Source organism: Gemmatimonadota bacterium, from assembly GCA_026706845.1.
In the GTDB taxonomy this organism is placed as follows: Bacteria; Latescibacterota; UBA2968; order UBA2968; family UBA2968; genus VXRD01.
The window spans coordinates 1-17,408 of record JAPOXY010000235.1 but is presented as its reverse complement, the minus strand read 5'-3'; the positions used below and the strand labels follow the sequence as shown (position 1 = coordinate 17,408).

Here is a 17,408-nt window from a genome sequence, read left to right as displayed (position 1 = left end):
TCTCCGTCCTCATGCTGGCGGGCATCCGGGATATATTGATCATCTCCACCCCCCTCGACCTGCCACTCTTTCGGCGTTTATTCGTCGACGGCTCCTATCTCGGCCTCAACATCACATACGCCGAACAACCGCGCCCCGAAGGCGTCGCCCAGTCATTTGTAATCGGAAGCGATTTCATAGACACCGACCCCGTCTGTCTAATCTTTGGCGACAACATCTTCTACGGCCACGGCCTCGGTGCAATATTAGATCGAGCCGGACAACTCATTGAAGGCGGACTCATCTTCGGATATGCAGTAACAGACCCCGAGCGATATGGCGTCATCGAATTTGACAACCAGGACCGCGTCATCGGCATAGAAGAAAAACCCGAACACCCCAAATCGCGCTACGCCGTTCCCGGCCTCTATTTTTACGACAACCAGGTCGTTGACATCGCCCGCAACCTCACGCCTTCGGCGCGTGGAGAATACGAAATCACCGATGTAAACGAAGAATATCTCAAACGCCAGCAACTCGAAGTCGAACTCCTCGGCCGAGGGTATTGCTGGCTCGACACCGGCACATTTGAATCGCTTCACCAGGCATCGGGATTTGTGCAGGCAATACAGGAACGCCAGGGCCTCAAAATTGCGTGCATCGAAGAAATCGCCTATCGCCGGGGATACATCGACGCCGCACAGCTCGAACAACTCGCACAAACCATGGCCCAAAACAGCTACGGCCAATTCCTCTTATCAGTTCTGAACGAATAACACCTCTCACACTATCGGATGCATCGCGTGCCAATCGGTAGCCTGTTCATAGGCTCGTGCAACCGCGAGAATCGTCGTCTCATCGTACAAATTGCCCAAAAAAGTCAACCCTCTCGGCGTCCCCTCGGCAAACCCACAGGGCAAAATAACCGCGGGATGTCCCGTCAAATTGGTCACAGCCAAACTCGTCCTCCCACCGCGCGGCACCAGCACCGCATCCCAGTCTTGCATCACCTGCGCCACATCGCGCATCAACAGAGCACGCAAACGCTGCGCCCGCAAATACTCCACAGCCGTCACCGTGCGCGCCGCCCGAAAAGTATTGGGCCACGAACTCTTATCCGACTCCGTCATCACATCCAGTTCTCCGCGCAGGGTCGCATCGTCAAACATCGCGGAAGACTCAACCCGAAGCACCATCATAATCGCATCCGTCGGATAATCCGGCAATGAAACGGGTTGTAAATCAGCACCCAAACCGCGCATCACATCCAGCGCAGCGGCATAAACGCCAGTGGGATCTTCGCCATCTGCCTCCTTCTGAAACTCAGACGCCAGATATCCAATCCGCAACCCGGACAAATCCACATCGGGACACCAGTTAAACGGCGCATCCACCACCGAGCGATCCTTTCCATCCGGTCCACAAATCGCGTGAAACACAGCAGCACAATCCTCTACACTGCGGCACATAGGCCCCAATTTATCCATTGTCCAACTCAGAGCCATAGCCCCATAGCGACTCACGCGCCCATAAGTCGGGCGCAACCCAACCACACCGCATGTGTGACTCGGCGAAACAATAGAACCGTGCGTTTCAGACCCGATACTGAACCCCACCAAACCCGCCGCGGTTGCCGCGCCAGACCCGGCTGACGACCCGCTCGATCCCTTCTCAATATCCCACGGATTGCGCGTCATACCCTCAAACCACGTCGGTCCCGACGCCAGCGCACCGAGAGACAACTTGGCGACCAGTACAGCGCCCGCCTGCCTCAATTTTTTCACCACACTCGCATCCTCATCCGGCACCCGATCTCTAAACGGCGTAGCCCCCCACGTCGTGCGAACGCCCTTTGTACTCAACAAATCTTTCGCGCCCCAGGGAATGCCGTGCAACGGACCTCTATAATCGCCCCTTGCGATCTCCGCCTCAGCGGCTTTTGCCTGTTCCATCGCCAGATCTTCTGTCAGCGTAACCACACACTTCAACTTATCGCCATAACGCGCGAGGCGATCCAGGTACAACCGCGTCAACTCGACCGGAGAAACCTGCCTCTGTGCAATCAAACGCGCAAGAGAACTCACCGGCAAAAAAGCCAGCTCATCATCGGCATCTGGCCGCGCAATATCGGCCTCACTCAGCGCAAACGGCTGCTGTTCGCCCTCGGGCACATCCCCCGGCACAAACACCAGAGGTGGCTCCACCTCATATCCCACCGACACATTGCGCAAAGCAGCATATTGCCGCCCCTGCCTCTCAATTTGCCCCCGCACCTTTTGCCATTGCGCCCTGGAAAACGGCAAGCGGGCAACATCTCCCAACCCCGACACCGCGCGATCCACCTGTGCATTCTCGCGCTCGGCAACCTCGTCCAAAAACACATGCCGAATCTCCGTATCGATATCCGGGCTGCATCCCTCACCTATCTCACCGTGCGTGTACAAAAGCTGGGGAACCCCGATCTTGTTCTCGGAAGTAGCGCAACGCTCCAAACCCGGCAACCAATCCGACACCGTCTCATCCTCCGGCGAAACCCTGTACGCCTGCCAGGTCTCCCCCACATCCCGCGATATAAACAACACAATCGCATTTGTCGGATCGGCCCAATGCCCGCCGCGCTTACACACCACACCCGCCGCGTACAGCACCCCATCCTTTGACACACTCAACACACACCGATCAGACATCGCACATGTCCCAAAAACTTTCTCAGCCAAAGGCAAAAAAGACTTGCGCTCCCACTTCCCCTTTTGCCAACGATACAAAAACGTCTCCTCAAACTCGCCCTCTCGCCGGTTCAACGTAAAAAGCACCACATCGCCCGCACAGGTCACCACATTGCCAATGCGAATATCGAACCCATCGCTGTATTCAATCACACACGGAGAATCCGGCGTCACGGGCAAGTCGAGCCTCTCCCCCGCCACAGTCTCCCAGGTCTCACCCCAATCGCGTGACCGCATAATGCCAAAACCGCGGCCCTTTGTATCTCCTGGATTATCCTCATTGCTCCGCGCCAGATGAAAAGACAAATACAGCACATCGCCCTCAATGTGGATACAATTCTCAAGATGCACATAAGCCGGTGGTCCCTGAGGATCGACCAGCTTCACCGGCACTGTCCAATCCCCATCCACAGACCGCTGCTGATAAAACAAGCCCCAGGGCCGCTCGCGCTCATACGCCCCCCGATAACACGCGTGCAACACATCGCGCGCATCACACACCAGACTGGGATATGTCGCATTCACACCGCCAAACGGGGGAAGCAGCTTCCACCTGGACGTATCATTGGGATATGCACTCACCGCGTGTTGCATCGGATTGTGATGCGGACCAAACGCGAGATAGAGAAACCCCTTCGAATCCATTGTCATCGCCGCACCCGCATGATTATCAACCCCATCTGCCACAAAAACTGGATCGCTCCACGCCTTAGCCTCGTGACAATACGTTGCCACATACGTCTTGTGAATCTGATCCAACCACACCACATGCGTCTTGCCCTCCTGCGTAATAATTTTATTACTCATCCCATACGCCGTACCGCGCGTCGAACCAGTCTTTGACAAAACAGTGTATTCCATAACACAACCTCTCTGTCTTGTTGCGTTCTTACCCTCCACCTGCTATAATAGACATCATCAACTTCACACGAAAGGAAGAATATGTCCAATCTCAAAAACAAAGTCGCCCTGATAACCGGTGCTGGAGGTGAACACGGTATCGGACGTGCAATAGCGCTGCGTTTTGCGCGAGAAGGTGCCGATATTGTTATCTGTGATATAAATGCAAATGCCCGCGGCGACTGGGCTGGATTGCCCGCGGTTATCGAAGAAATCGAAGCAATGGGACGACGGGTTCTCGCAACAGAAGTCGATGTAACCAGCGCAGAACAAGTCGAACAAATGGTACAAGCCGCACGCGCGCGCTTTGGCAAAATCGACATCCTCGTCAACAACGCGGGTGCCCCCGCCGGACCGGACCGCGTACCCGTTGCCGAATTAGAAGAAGACGTATTCGACCACGTTCACCGCGTAAATGTCAAAGGCACCTTCTTGTGTTCCCGCGCCGTTGTCCGCCACCTCATCAAACGGAACAACGGGGGCAAAATTATCAACATCTCATCGACCTCTGGACTGCGCGGAATCGCCAGATTCGCGGCCTATTGCTCCTCAAAATTTGCCGTCATCGGATTCACGCAAAGCCTCGCCCATGAAATGGGGCCCTACGGCATTCAGGTCAACGCAATTTGCCCCGGTCTGATTGAAACCGAACGCCTGCACGGCATAGCCAGCGGATTAAAACCCAGCGGAACATCAATCGAAGACTTTAGAGCGCAAATGGTCGAACGCTCCTCTCAGAACAATCCACTCGGACGCATTGGGCAGCCAGAAGATGTTGCAAACGTCGCTGCATTTTTGGCCTCTCCCGATGGCGATTACATGACCGGACAGGCAATCAGCATATCGGGCGGAGCGGCCATGGTGCATTAGTACAGGATGCGTTGATCGCTCAAATCCTTGCCGCCGACCGTGCGCGTAAGCGACCCGCCCAAATACTCCACAACCTCCAGATCGGCCAGCGCATTGACAATATTATACATCGTAGGCAAATCTTCCCAACGCGCGCGGTTCCACGCAATACACCCATCGCCAACCAAGTGCTCTTCAACCTTTCGATGCCCCCCCTTCGCCGGCGTAATAACCGGATAGGCAATATCCTCCTTACCCCATACACCCGTCCGCGGCATATACTTATAGTGAAGCGTCCCATCGACTTTCGCGCCACCGCCCTTCGCAGGTGTCGGATTTTCAGACGGTGGCCTCAGATTCGTTACCGAAATATCCAGAAAATTAAACCCCAACCAACCCGCAACAGCTTGCGCTTCACCGTTCGTAATACGCGGCTCGGGCATCTCGCAATAAATTTTCGAAAACCCGAGTTCCTCGCGCCCGGTAATAATCGGATCACAGAGATTCTCCCAGAGCACAGAAAGAAAAGGCCCGCGAACATGGTCTCTCGCCCCCTTAAACACAGCAGGAAAAGAAACACCCAGAATATTGTAACCGCGCCCTGCCAGCCACTCAATTTCCTTCATATAATTGGCATACACCGACACAACAGGCTCCCCGCCGAGTTCAAAACACTCGGGCAAAAGCGCCTTGAGTTGCTCCGCATTTGAAAGAAACGACACCGAAATCGAAGTATTCTTCGGATTATCCACACATTCAAATTTGCGACCATCTGGCCCCTGACGAGGACCCATAAGCGGACCGAAATGCGTGGGCATGCGATACATCTTGCCGGGTTGAAATTTATAAGCCATAAAAAACTCCTTTTTTGTGTTTTCACCTACTCCTCCTGCAAATTATCATACATAGACAGCGGCGACCCTGCGAACAGCCCGGCATCCACGGGCAAGACCACGCCCGAAATCCAGCGCGACTCATCGCTACCCAAAAACACGGCAGCCCAGGCAATATCCCAGGCATTTCCCTCTGTGCCCAGCGGCGCAATCTTGCGGCGGCGCTCTCGCGACTCCTGGGGAATATTGCCGACAAAAGTCGTGTGAAGATGCCCGGGCGCAATGCTATTCACGCGCACATTTTCGCGCCCGTGGTGAACCGCAGCCAGCCGCGTCAGCGTAATAATCCCCCCCTTGGTAATCCCATAGGGAACATTGCGCGAATTGCCAGCGCGCATACCGTCAATAGACGAAATATTAATAACAGAACCGCCGCCGGAAGCCGCCATCTCGGGAATCGCGTACTTACACAAAAAAACCATACTCTTAAGCCCCACATCCATCACGCGATGCCAGTTCTCTTCTTCGACTTCTGTCACCCTGCCAGGCCCGTGAATCCCCACATTATTAAACAGAATATCCAACTTCCCATAGTGTTCAATCGCCGCATCCACAATCGCCCGACATTCATCCGTCTTTGAAACATCGGCCAAAACGACCTCCGCCTCTCCACCCTCTGCCCGAATCTCCGCCCGGGTCCTCTCCGCATTCTCCCCGTCAATATCCGCCAGAATGACCCTCGCACCTTCGCGGGCAAAAAGCAGAGCAGTCGCACTCCCTATCCCTCTCAATTTCCGATCCTCAACCTCGCGCGTCCCCGCACCCGTAACAATAGCGACCTTGTCTTTCAAACGATCCATACAAACTCCCTCATCTTTTCAAATTTACCCAACGCTGGTATTTATCGCGATCAAATCGATCGCGCAGTGGACCAATATGCGTCTCAATCAGACCCTGGCGAACCGACTCAAGCCCCGCATCTTCCACCAGATTATTCAGCTCATCCGGATCAGCCTCAACATCATACAGTTCAACTGGCCTCTCCGAAACCGATTCCACCCCGAGTTTATATCGCCCGTCAAAAACCATCGTATGACCCAAAACCTCGCTAATCACAGCATCCTTCCCCCTCTGCGCACCCTCTGCATCAACCCCCGCTTGAACCTGTGGAACAAAAGACCGCCCATCGGTCTGCAAAGGTTCGGCATTGGCAATATCAACAACAGAAGCAGCCACATCAATCACATCGGTCAACGCCCTGGTTTGCCAACCCCGCGAACCTCCCGGCGGACGCACAATCAGGGGAACGCGAACAGACGCATCGTAAAAAACGATCTTATTATACAACATATGATCGCCCAGCATCTCGCCGTGATCAGAATTGTAAATCACCCATGTATTATCCGCCAGACCAGTCTCCTCAAGCGCGTCGAGCATCTCGCCAATATAGTGATCAATAAGCGTAATCTTCGCAAAATAATTCACCATCATAATTTGCTTTTGCTCAACCGTCATACCCGACAAATTCTTGCTCCTCTGCATCCGTCGAACATTCGGCGGAACGGGATCACCCGGCGCATCCATAATACCCGTGGGCATATCCCCGGGATCGTACATATCCCGGTACTCCTGCGGAGAATCAAACGGATCGTGGGGACCGGGACAAAGAACCTGCAAATAAAAAGGCTTATCGCCCTTGTAATTCCGAATCCAGTTCGCCGCAGTACGCCCCGTATAACTATCTAAATGCGCCTCAGTAGGCAGTGGACAGGGAGGTTCCTCCCACGGCTTGAGCGTCCCTCTTTGCCACGGAATGCGATAATCATTGATAAATTTTCGATGCGTCTCCAACAGACCCAACTCATCGAGATAATCGGTATAAGGCGAACTGTGTTTGCCCGAAGCAATCGGACCGTGAAGCTCGTGCGGATCCTCAAACCCCCACGCATTGAGCACATCGACGCGATCTCTGCTATGCGAAGCTGGCACCCCGCCGTGGAGATAGAGATGTGACTTCCCGATCAGAGCCGTATGATAACCCGCATCGCGCACCTGACGCACATGGCTGGGACCTTCACAATTCGCATCCTGATCATTTGCCCACAGCCCGTGTTCCCGGGGATACAGACCGCTCATCATAGACGCGCGAGACGGCATGCACAGCGGACAATTGGTATAGCACTGCGTATAAGTAACACTCTCAGACGCGAGGCGATCCAGATTCGGTGTCTTAACCACCGGATGCCCAACACAGCCCATCGCATCACCCCGATGCTGATCGGAAAAGATATAGAGAATATTGGGTTGATCAGCCATAAAAACTCCTTATCTCGGAATCGCGACCCTGCGCCCTCTCGACATCAGCGCCGCCTCATAAACCTTCATAACAGACAGTGCGAACTCCAGGGACCCGACCTCTGCCGTCCTCTCTTCTATAACACAATCGCAGAAATAGCGCATCTCATCGTAAAAACCCTGTGTAAAAAGCGCCTTATTCTCAAGGGTCCCCAGCGTATCCTGGGGTTCCCAGGAGACCGTGCCAGAATCCAAACCCGTGGGAATATAATTTCTCGTACTTGAATAATTAAAAGGAATACCGCGTTCCAGAGACACGCGAAGATCTTTATCAATCGCCACATGCTGATTCCCCCAAAATGCATACCGCTCGCATCCGCGACGCGCGGAAACCAGATTAAAAGACCCCACGACACCACTCGCAAATTCGAGAATACACACACCAGTGCCGTGATCGCTTCTGTGCATAGTAACAGCCGAAACATCTCCCCCAACAGCGAGCAGCAGCGAAAGCGGATGACAGCCATTCTTCAGCCAGTTGGGCGCTTCGCGCGTTCTGAGCACCTGCTCTCCATCCTCGGGAATCGTCATCGGATACTCTGCGGAAAGCCCTCTGAGCGGACCGCAACCCTCTGTCCCCATCAACTCAATCACCTTCCGGGTCGCCGGCATAAATGCCTTCTTGAACCCAACAACGACCACGCGATCCCCACGATGGCGCATCATCGTTTCCACGTCAGAAGCGAGCGTAGCAGGCGGCTTCTCCATCCACACGTGCAGCCCGGCATCCAGCGCCTCGCACGCCAGCTCTGGATGTGCTTCCGGAGACACACAGATAAAAACACAATCCAAATCTTCACCCGCGTACATATCCGCAGTGCGGGCATAACAAGCACCCACGCCGTATTCCTCCGCAGTCGCCTCCGCGAGATCCAGCCTCAAATCGCAAAAAGCCTTAAGCCTCACCGGAAGATAATGCATCGCAGGCAGAATATTCCTGTAGCAATGTGATCCCACGCCAACAACGCCGACATTCAGCCGATTCTCGAACTCGCGCTGGTAACTCATAGTAAAATGCCTTCCGCTATCTGGCAAAACTGGAGCGCATTTTAACGCCCCACCTGCCACCTTCATACGTCAAAACATAAAGTGAATCGTGAGCAGCAATCACCGAACCGTCTTCGCGGTAGCGGGTAAATTGCGTATCGACGTGAATCTTCTCATCCGAACAATGGACGATCTCGCGCCGGGTCCAAACACTGTGGTGCCAGCCGATATTGCCCAACCCCGTCCTCACACGCGCGATAAACTCATCGTCCATATCCGCGTCTTCCCATCGGTGCATAATTCCCGAAGCCAGACGAAAATGTGGAAAATGCATCGTCGCCTTCCACGCCTGAAGATCCAGCGCATTAAAACCAGTCATCCACGCATCCAGCACGGGAATCGCCCGTTCTCTCGCCTGTGCAACTGCCTCTTCTGATGGCATAAACCCTCCAATCCTAACCGTGTGGCAAATAATACTCGTGAAGTTGCTCTTTCGCTATGCCCTTTGCGATCAGAGCATCAACATAATCGCTATCATGACCCAATTCCCTGAGAATCTCCCTCGTATGCGCACCCTGTTTGGGACACGCGTAGAGCAATTGAACAGGCGCATTCTTCAAACGCACATAAGCGGGCGGCGCGAGATCGACAGCACTGCCAACCGGGTGATCCGTAAAGCGAACAATAGAAATGGAGCGCCCATCATCCCAGACGTCCAAATTCTCGTCACACACCTCGTGCAAAAACATCTCGCGAATATCCTCAAGCGAATCAATGCGGTGCCCGGCCAGCCCCACCTCGTTAAAAACATTAACCCAATGGCCTACATCGCGTTTTTTGATCTCACCCTCTAAAAATTCACCAGCATCTTCATCGGGTGTATTCTCCAACCCCGCAATACACCTCAATTTATCCATCTCATGCTCCAACCCACCCAGGAAAACCCATCCATCGCGCGCGCGATACATGCGGTGAAGCGCGTGCTCACCAACAGCGTCCTGTCCCGCTGGCTCATCGCCCGAGCACCCGGCTTCGCAAGCATACATAAAAGGCGCCTGCACGAGTTGCCCCCCCTGCGCGAGTGAAGTCGTCACAAAATCGCCACCATCGGGAACACCACTGCGCCTGCGCTTGAGCAACGCCAACACAGCGCCATAAGTAGCCGAATATCCCGTAATATAATCGATACACGACGCCCAACCGTGCAAGATCGGTTTATTACCCTCGCCAGCATAGCGCATTTGTATCCCCGTCGAACCCTGAAGCAAAGGATCAAAACCCGGGCGGTTCATCCACGAACCCGGGCGCGGCCCATTAAAAGCCGTCAAATTGAGATACACAATATCGGGTTTGCGCCTCTTAACAGCATCGTAGTCAATACCCAAACTTTGCGCAACCCCGGGCCGAAAATTGTGAACAATAACATCGGCTGTTTCAACCAGTTTCATAAAAGCTGTCCTGCCAGCCTCGTCTTTCAAATTCAAAATCACGCTGCGCTTCCCGGGACTGACCTCCAGGGGAAACCAACTGGAAATGCGCGGCCCAAAATAAGGCTCCGGCGGATCAATCTTAATAACCTCCGCGCCGTATTCCGCCAACGTGCGCGCACTGGCCGGCCCGGCGAGCACATTGGACAAATCCAAAACGCGAACACCTTTCAGGATGGGTTTTCCGGGCAATGCCGCAATATCCCCATTCGATTTGGGTTCAACATCTCCCACAAACGACCTCGACGGCCTGGGAATCGCGCATTCATCCGGCGTCTTGGCAAGCCACGTCTGCACACCGAGTTGCCGCATCGGTCCATACTCGGGATCATCAACCACAACCGTCAAAGCCGCTTCTTCGGTCTCGGATTTGTGCAACCACTCCTGTGCCGTGCGCTGAATCGTACACGGCACGCCAGCAGCCGTCAAAACATCGACCCAGTGTTGTGCGGGTTCACTTGCCAGCACACTTTCAATTTTTTCGCGCGCTTTGAGATTCCATTCACTGGACAAATGGGATGAATCGGGAATATTATTCGTCAAATGCAGATTCTCATAAACCGGCACATCGACCATACCCTCCGCAATCAAATCATCGTACACCTCCAGCGCTTTGACCAGTGACCGACTATTTCGGGAATGTCCAGCCGTAATAATATAAAGCCATTGCCCATCGCCCGCACGAAACGTACCGCTAAAAGGCGACCCCGCACCACTGGATTGTTTCTGACGAACAGCATTGGCCGGCGTGCCATATCGCGCGGGCTTATCCGCCACATCCAGCATAATAACCGCCATAGCAGACATCGCCGCACCAACCAGAGAAATCTCAATCACATCGCCGCGCCCACTCTCTTCACGCGCATACAGCGCAAGCGTAACAGCGATAGCACCGTGAATCGCCCCATAAGTTGAACCCAACGGCATCGGCGTATAAACAGGCGGCAGATCCGGTCTTCTACTTTGAAGATCTGTATATTGACCTATCGCCGCGCTGATAATACCTTCAAATGCGCGAATAGACGCTCTTTCATCCGTCGAAGCAAACCCCGGCAAAGAGAGATAAACCAACCCCGGATTCAGCGCAGTCATATCTTCTGCCCCCAAACCCAATCGCTGCATAACACCCGGGCGAAAATTTTCAATAACCACATCCGCCGAACGGATCAACTTCACCGCCATCGCCAGATCATCAGCACTTTTCAGATCAAGGGTAATACGCTGTTTCCCCCGATTAAAAACGCCATTTGCCGGCGTATCCCAATCCGGTTTGCCCGGCCGATCCACCTTAATCACCTCAGCACCCTGATCTGCGAGCAACATCCCCGTCAAAGGCCCGGCAATATAATGACCGAAATCAATAACGCGGATCCCGGTCAACGGTGCTTGTTTATCGCGTTCTGGATTCATCAACTATCTCCTCACATAAAGTTCTCTGATGACTCATTCTAAACCTGGGAATCAACTTCCCCACAGGCTGACATCGCTTTGCACTTGAAGTGGGGCTACCAATATATCAGTCACTGGATAGTCCACAAACAGAAAATGCGCCCCGCATTACAAGAAGTACAGCGATTAAATGCCGATGGTAAAACCGTATTGATCGATGTGCATACCAGCATGGAGAGCAAATAATCGCGGTTTTAATCCCTGTCGAAAACATGAGCAGTATAAACCAAAAAACCACGCCCAAAGGACGTGGTTTTTTACTTGATAGGCTGGATATGTTTTAGTCAATAACAGAATTTGAATCCACTGACCGAGACAAACGTCGAGAAGGTCATTTACTCTACAATGCGAAAATAGACGTATTTCCTATCCGTCTGATCCGTCCGCTTGTCCTTTGCCAATACGGTCAATTGATAAATTCCCGTAGGCACCTGATTCACATCAATCTGCAAATACGTGAAATCATCTTCTCGATTCCCTTCGTAATTCGCTGTCACTGTGCGCGTCAAATCACCATCTTTTGATCGCTTGATCTTCAAGCCCTCAGCGGCGATGTGATGGACCTGCCCGCCACTCGTATAAACCTTCGTCTCGCCCCATATATCGCTATCGGGAAATACGCTATCGATCACATCGTCATCCTGTGATTGTCCGGTCTGCAAATCCTCGGCAGCAATTTGGTCTGCTTCTTCACTTTGCAGATCGATCTCTGTTTTTCCCATCGTATCAATCAAATCTTGAGAGGCAAATAATGTGGGCGATAGCGTATCTACCTCTGGCTTGCCGATGGTGTAGGAGATTTCATACTGCGTACGGCCAAAAGCGTCGCGTTGGAGATCGTACAGTTCCAGATAGATAAAGACCGGTTCAGACGGTGAAAATGTTCGGACAGGATTGGGTGTGATGTGCAGGTCGTCATGGCTTTCTGGCAATGCTTTCTTCGTTTGAATATCGCTACCGACGAGCAGATCGCTCAGATGAAAGGTCTCATCGTCATAGACATACTGCTTCTCATCGCGTGCCACGCCAATTAGACCAGATGTTTGATCCATAAATTCTACTGAAAAATGATAGCGTCCTTGAGGTACAGACACCTGGCGCGATACCAACAGGTGATCGTTGCGATGTCGTGCAGCGGCGTTTTGTGCCGGTTTCTGCGGCGGCAATGCAAAGGCCCTGGACTCGCGATCATTATACATATCATTCCACTGCTGATCAAAGAAGAACACGCCATCCCAAAAACTCACCTTGCCTGTTTCAAAATTTTCTGCTAATCGGTCTTTTGGAATCATATAGCTGAGTTCGACGCGAACGCTGTCTCGTTCTTCAAAAGCTGCAACCTGATAGGGGAGGGAATATTTTCGATACAAATACGGATCGACAAACCGTTGCTCTATTTTTTTTAATATATGATGTGAGGTTTCCTGAGGTGTACGAGGCAAAGAAGCAAAGGTTTGTCTCAGCGCTTCTTGAGGATACTTTTCCCTGACCATCGCCAAGTGAGGAAGCTTAGCCCCGAAGTCGTATTCACGGAAGACACTTGCTCCTATAGGTAGGCGGTCGCTGACACCATACCAGGAACCGCCGTAAAAATACCAGATATCATCCGTAGTGCCACAAAATTTGATCTGAAAGTTTTCGTAATACCAGAACTCCATCATTGTGGCATTCAGGACCTCTTTAGAATCCCATGTCCCTTTATTGGTTGTCACGCGCCGTCTATATCTTCCAAATTTGATATAGGTCTTGCCCATATCCGTCTGCCAGCCTTCAACATCATCTGAAAATCTCCTGAACCGCAAATTCGAATACGCTATGCGACCAAAGTGTTCCATTTTTCTTTCGTTAAAATCAGACAAATAGAGCGGGTCCTGGCGCTTCCAAAATATCTCGCGTTCTAATAATTCATCAATTGCCTGCGTCGTATCGCGAGATGCCTGATCTTCCTGAGGAACAAGCAGGTCAATAGATTCAAGCAACTCGCGCTCTTCAGCACTCATCAAGTCAAGGGCGCGTTGATAGTATTCATACGATTCATCGAATTCGCCAATCTGATAAGCGGCAAAGCCGCAAAATAGCAGCGCATTTTTGTCATCTGGATATTGCGCGTACAAGTCTTGCATCAAGGTTTGAAACGCATTCCAGTCCTCATCTTCAAAGTAAAGGATGCCCAGCAAATAATAGGGTTTCTGATTGGTCTCATCCAATTCGATGCTTTTTCGCAAGACCTGTACTGCTTCTTGTTTGGATTCCTGGCCAAAGGTCTTGAAATCTTTTATCCTGGGCCTCATTGCCATTAGCCTGTAATATCTTATCCTGGACCCCATGTCCATCTCTTTCAATGGCGCTCTTCTATCTTTCTGTAATAGAAAATCATACACCAAGAACATACCCAGACTATTGAGGACATCCGTATTTTTCGGATGCTTTTTCATCACGTTCTTGAATTCGTTCAATGCCCGAAATCGAAAGCTCTGTGCCCACCAGATTTTCCCGCGTGTCAGCCGATATTCAGCATTGTCGGAGTCACTTGCAATTGCACGCTGTACCATTCGCATTGCCCGCTGTCGGCCATTTACGGTGTGGTCCAGCAGATGCAGTTTGGCCAATTCATTATATGCAGGCGCATAATTTTTGTCTTTGGAAATAATCTCCTCCAAAGCCACAATGCTTTCCTTTCGGCTCACCTTGCCGACTTGCTCCATTGCATTCTGAAACAGCGCGTCTATTGTGGTTTCTCCTTTGGACAAACCAGAACCAAAGATGCAAAACAACAGTATAAAACCTGTATAAATCACTGATCCCGTTTTCATGTTTTTCTCCATATCTATCGTGAACCTGTAAAAGAATGAGACGCTTCCCACAGCCTCTGTTTTCACTCCGTCCGCAAGGCATCCACTGGATTTGTCCGTGCGGATTTGAGGGCCTGATAGGTCATGGTTGCGAGTGCGAGCAAGAGCGCGAGGACTCCGCCTATGAGAAAATACACAGGGTGCAGATCAATGCGATAGGCAAAGTCCTGCAACCATCTGCCCGCAAACAGATAGGCTATTGGACTGGCGATCACACAGGCGATTATTACGAGCTTGACAAATTCTTTGGATAACAACCCAAAAATACTGAATACCGATGCGCCCAGGACTTTCCGTATGCCAATTTCTTTTGTTTTTTGTTCTGCGCGAAACGATATCAGGCCGAGTAGTCCCAGGCAGGCCACAAATATAGTCAGTCCGGAAAATACTGCCAACGCATTCCCCGTGCGGATTTCATTTTGATAACGCACATATGTCAGGTCATCATTCAAAAACCAGAAAGAGAATGGGATTTGCGGTAAAAATTCATGCCATGTTTTTTCGATAAATGCGAGGGTTGCCGGTATGTTCTGTGTGCCCAATTTGAGGTAGAGGTGTTTGGCCGCTCCCGTACCAGTTCTGAATGTAACGGGTCGAATGGTATTGTGCAGTGTCTGAACGTGGAAGTCTTTCATCACGCCTATTACATATCCCTCGGGTCCATTTTTTTCTTTAAAGCGCTTGCCAATTGGATCATCCCATCCGAGATGTCTTACGGCTGTTTCATTTAAGATAAATGGGCGGCCTTTTTCTCGGTATTCTCGCACCAATTCTCGATATTTTTCCAACTCCGCACGACTTTCTATTTTTTCTGGCCACCTTGGTGGTTCTGATGCCAGACGGCCTGCTACGAGTTCGATGTTGAAGAAGTCCAGAAAATCGCGGTCAATATCAAACAGGCCCATCTGCCAATCGGCGTCGCTGCCTTCGGCTCGAAAGGTGTCGGTTGTGATGTACCCGCCTTGTGGGAAACGCGTGGCTGTTGCTTTCAAAATATTTGGGTGTGCCGTGAACGCCTGTTTTACTGTGGGAATACGCCGCCTCAAATCTTCTGAACTACCGTGATGTAGTTGTCGAGAATAGATGAAAAGCGGTATGCCTACCACGAGGTCTTTGTCAAATCCGAGGTCTTTGTTTCGGATATACGCCAATTGCTCTTGTACGACAACAGTACCTGTGATGAAAGCAATAGAAATTGCAAATTGGAAGACGACCAGTGCCTTTCGCAGCCCAACGTGTTTCGATCCGGGTATCCAATCTCCTTTCATTACCTGCGTGGGTAAAAAGGATGAGAGTACAAATGCGGGATAACTTCCCGCGAGTACACCAACGCCCAGTCCAAACCCGATCAATCCAATCAGCCACCACAGATTTTCAGTGCTGTGCAATATCAGATCTCGTTGAATAAAACTGTTAAACCACGGCAGTAACAGTTCGACTACAATGAGAGCCACTATCATTGCAGCTATTGCCATCAGTACTGACTCGCCCAAAAATTGCCCGATCAATTGTTGGCGAGATGCACCCACCACTTTTCGCAATCCCACCTCTCGTGCTCTGGTAGATGAGCGCGCTGTTGAGAGATTCATAAAATTGACACAGGCTAATAAGAGAATAAAGCCCGCCACCAGCCCAAAAGCATATACCTGCTTGATATCGCCATATTCGGCTGTCGTAAGTCCCAAATCCGCAGTGCTATAAAGGTGCCTGCGGGTGAGGGGTTGCAAGATGTACCGGGTTGTTTGGCGGACTTCATCTCCCATGTATCGCGCTATCAAATCGGGCAATTTTTGCTGTAGTGCGCGGTGATCGTATCCCTCAGGCAACAGGATATACGTAAAAAAGGGACGAAAAGAACCCGTAGGTTGCCATATGGACCACATATCCGCCAATGCCCCTCTTGGTGTGGCGGTCAGGCAATCAAAATAAAAGGTCGAATTGGGTGGAAAGTCGCGCACAATACCTGTCACAAAATATGTGACCGTGCCGCTCAGTGCCTGGTGATCTATTTGCAGTGTTTTTCCAATCGGATTCTGATTTTGAAAGAATTTGCGCGCCATTGACTCTGTCAGCACTATCGAACCCGGTTGGGTCAATGCCGTGTTCGGATCACCGATTACAAATGGGATTGTAAACACATTGAAAATTTCCCGATCTGCCACGCACACGTCTTGCTGAAAAAAGTGGTCGTCGGTTTTGACCCATGAGGGGAGCAGTTGTGTGCGAATGGCCTCCTGAACTTCGGAGAAATCGCGCTTTAGTGCCGGTGCCAGTGCGCCAGATACACGCGGATTGACCGATGTCGTATTCTCCATTACAACTGTGCGGAAGACGCGATAAATGCGGGTTGCATTGATATGATGTCGGTCGTAGCTAAATTCGTACTGAATATAGAGGGCGATCAAAATGACAGATGCCATTCCGATTGCCAGGCCCAGGATATTAATCGCTGTTAATCCCCTGTTTTTCAGCAGGGTGCGAAGAGTAGCTATGAGATAACTGCGAAACATATTGACCTTCTGGTGCCGTTTTCAACGAGATGATGCCTGGGGGTAAGATGAAGTTTTTGGGGCACTACTAAATGTATCCAGTGACCGCGTAAAAAATAATTCCCAAATATTCGTGCAATGTCCGAATTACTATCTTGTGCCGAAATTGCAGAAGAATAAACCAGTCACATTCGAAGCCATTTAGATCCCAATAGGCTTGTTGACTCACACCTATAAACTTCGCAGGAGCCATCCACTGTTTATCTCCAGTAACGTTTGCAGGATAAACTATCGGAATACCGGCTTTAATAAAAGCCCTGTATTTTCGAAACATACGATGGGAGTCTGCTACCAGGATTACGCTATTCCAAGCATTGTCCCTGCACAATTTGGCGAGCGAGGATGCTTCTATTAATGTGTTATTAGACTTACCTCTCGCCCATATAATGGCATCAGGTGGTATTGAAAGGGTCTGGTGTAAATAAGAAGAATAGCGTTCTCT

At 51.3% G+C, this 17,408-nt stretch carries 12 protein-coding genes; 2 read left to right on the top strand and 10 right to left on the bottom strand.

The genetic code is table 11. The features are described 5' to 3' along the window. Nucleotides 1–755 (top strand): glucose-1-phosphate thymidylyltransferase RfbA (rfbA, locus tag OXG87_20910; protein ID MCY3872016.1); only part of this gene is annotated, 755 nt, incomplete at its 5' end. A 6-nt stretch (nt 756–761) separates the two neighbouring features. Here the strand turns inward: rfbA and OXG87_20905 are convergent. Then, on the bottom strand, nt 762–3,566 hold the full coding sequence (locus OXG87_20905; GenBank protein ID MCY3872015.1) for an amidase family protein: 2,805 nt from the start codon (nt 3,564–3,566) through the stop codon (nt 762–764). An 81-nt stretch (nt 3,567–3,647) separates the two neighbouring features. Here OXG87_20905 and OXG87_20900 point away from each other — a divergent pair, with 81 nt between their 5' ends. Further along, entirely contained in the window at nt 3,648–4,475 is an 828-nt protein-coding gene (locus OXG87_20900; protein ID MCY3872014.1) for a 3-oxoacyl-ACP reductase FabG, read from the top strand. Here the strand turns inward: OXG87_20900 and OXG87_20895 are convergent. The 9 genes from OXG87_20895 to OXG87_20855 all read right to left on the bottom strand — a co-directional run. Continuing rightward, the gene (locus tag OXG87_20895) at nt 4,472–5,308 is read right to left on the bottom strand and encodes an acetoacetate decarboxylase family protein (protein ID MCY3872013.1); all 837 of its coding nucleotides are present in this window, start codon (nt 5,306–5,308) and stop codon (nt 4,472–4,474) included. The genes OXG87_20900 and OXG87_20895 overlap by 4 nt on opposite strands. A 26-nt stretch (nt 5,309–5,334) precedes the next feature. Beyond that, on the bottom strand, nt 5,335–6,147 hold the full coding sequence (locus OXG87_20890; protein MCY3872012.1) for an SDR family NAD(P)-dependent oxidoreductase: 813 nt from the start codon (nt 6,145–6,147) through the stop codon (nt 5,335–5,337). A gap of 10 nt (nt 6,148–6,157) precedes the next feature. Next, complete coding sequence (locus tag OXG87_20885) at nt 6,158–7,603, bottom strand: sulfatase-like hydrolase/transferase (GenBank protein ID MCY3872011.1); 1,446 nt, start codon at nt 7,601–7,603, stop codon at nt 6,158–6,160. 9 nt (nt 7,604–7,612) lie between these two features. After that, complete coding sequence (locus OXG87_20880) at nt 7,613–8,650, bottom strand: Gfo/Idh/MocA family oxidoreductase (protein MCY3872010.1); 1,038 nt, start codon at nt 8,648–8,650, stop codon at nt 7,613–7,615. A gap of 16 nt (nt 8,651–8,666) precedes the next feature. Further along, nucleotides 8,667–9,071 (bottom strand): hypothetical protein, encoded by a 405-nt coding sequence (locus OXG87_20875; GenBank protein ID MCY3872009.1) that lies wholly within the window; start codon nt 9,069–9,071, stop codon nt 8,667–8,669. Between the two features lie 13 nt (nt 9,072–9,084). Beyond that, nucleotides 9,085–11,526 carry a CoA transferase gene (locus tag OXG87_20870; GenBank protein MCY3872008.1) on the bottom strand — a complete coding sequence of 814 codons (2,442 nt, stop codon included), beginning with the start codon at nt 11,524–11,526 and terminating at the stop codon, nt 9,085–9,087. A gap of 374 nt (nt 11,527–11,900) precedes the next feature. Then, entirely contained in the window at nt 11,901–14,378 is a 2,478-nt protein-coding gene (locus tag OXG87_20865) for a GWxTD domain-containing protein (GenBank protein ID MCY3872007.1), read from the bottom strand. Nucleotides 14,379–14,440: 62 nt separating this feature from the next. Next, on the bottom strand, nt 14,441–16,927 hold the full coding sequence (locus tag OXG87_20860) for an ABC transporter permease (protein MCY3872006.1): 2,487 nt from the start codon (nt 16,925–16,927) through the stop codon (nt 14,441–14,443). A gap of 67 nt (nt 16,928–16,994) precedes the next feature. Next, nucleotides 16,995–17,408, bottom strand: a 414-nt coding sequence (locus OXG87_20855) for a YdcF family protein (GenBank protein ID MCY3872005.1), incomplete at its 5' end; no start/stop codon positions are given.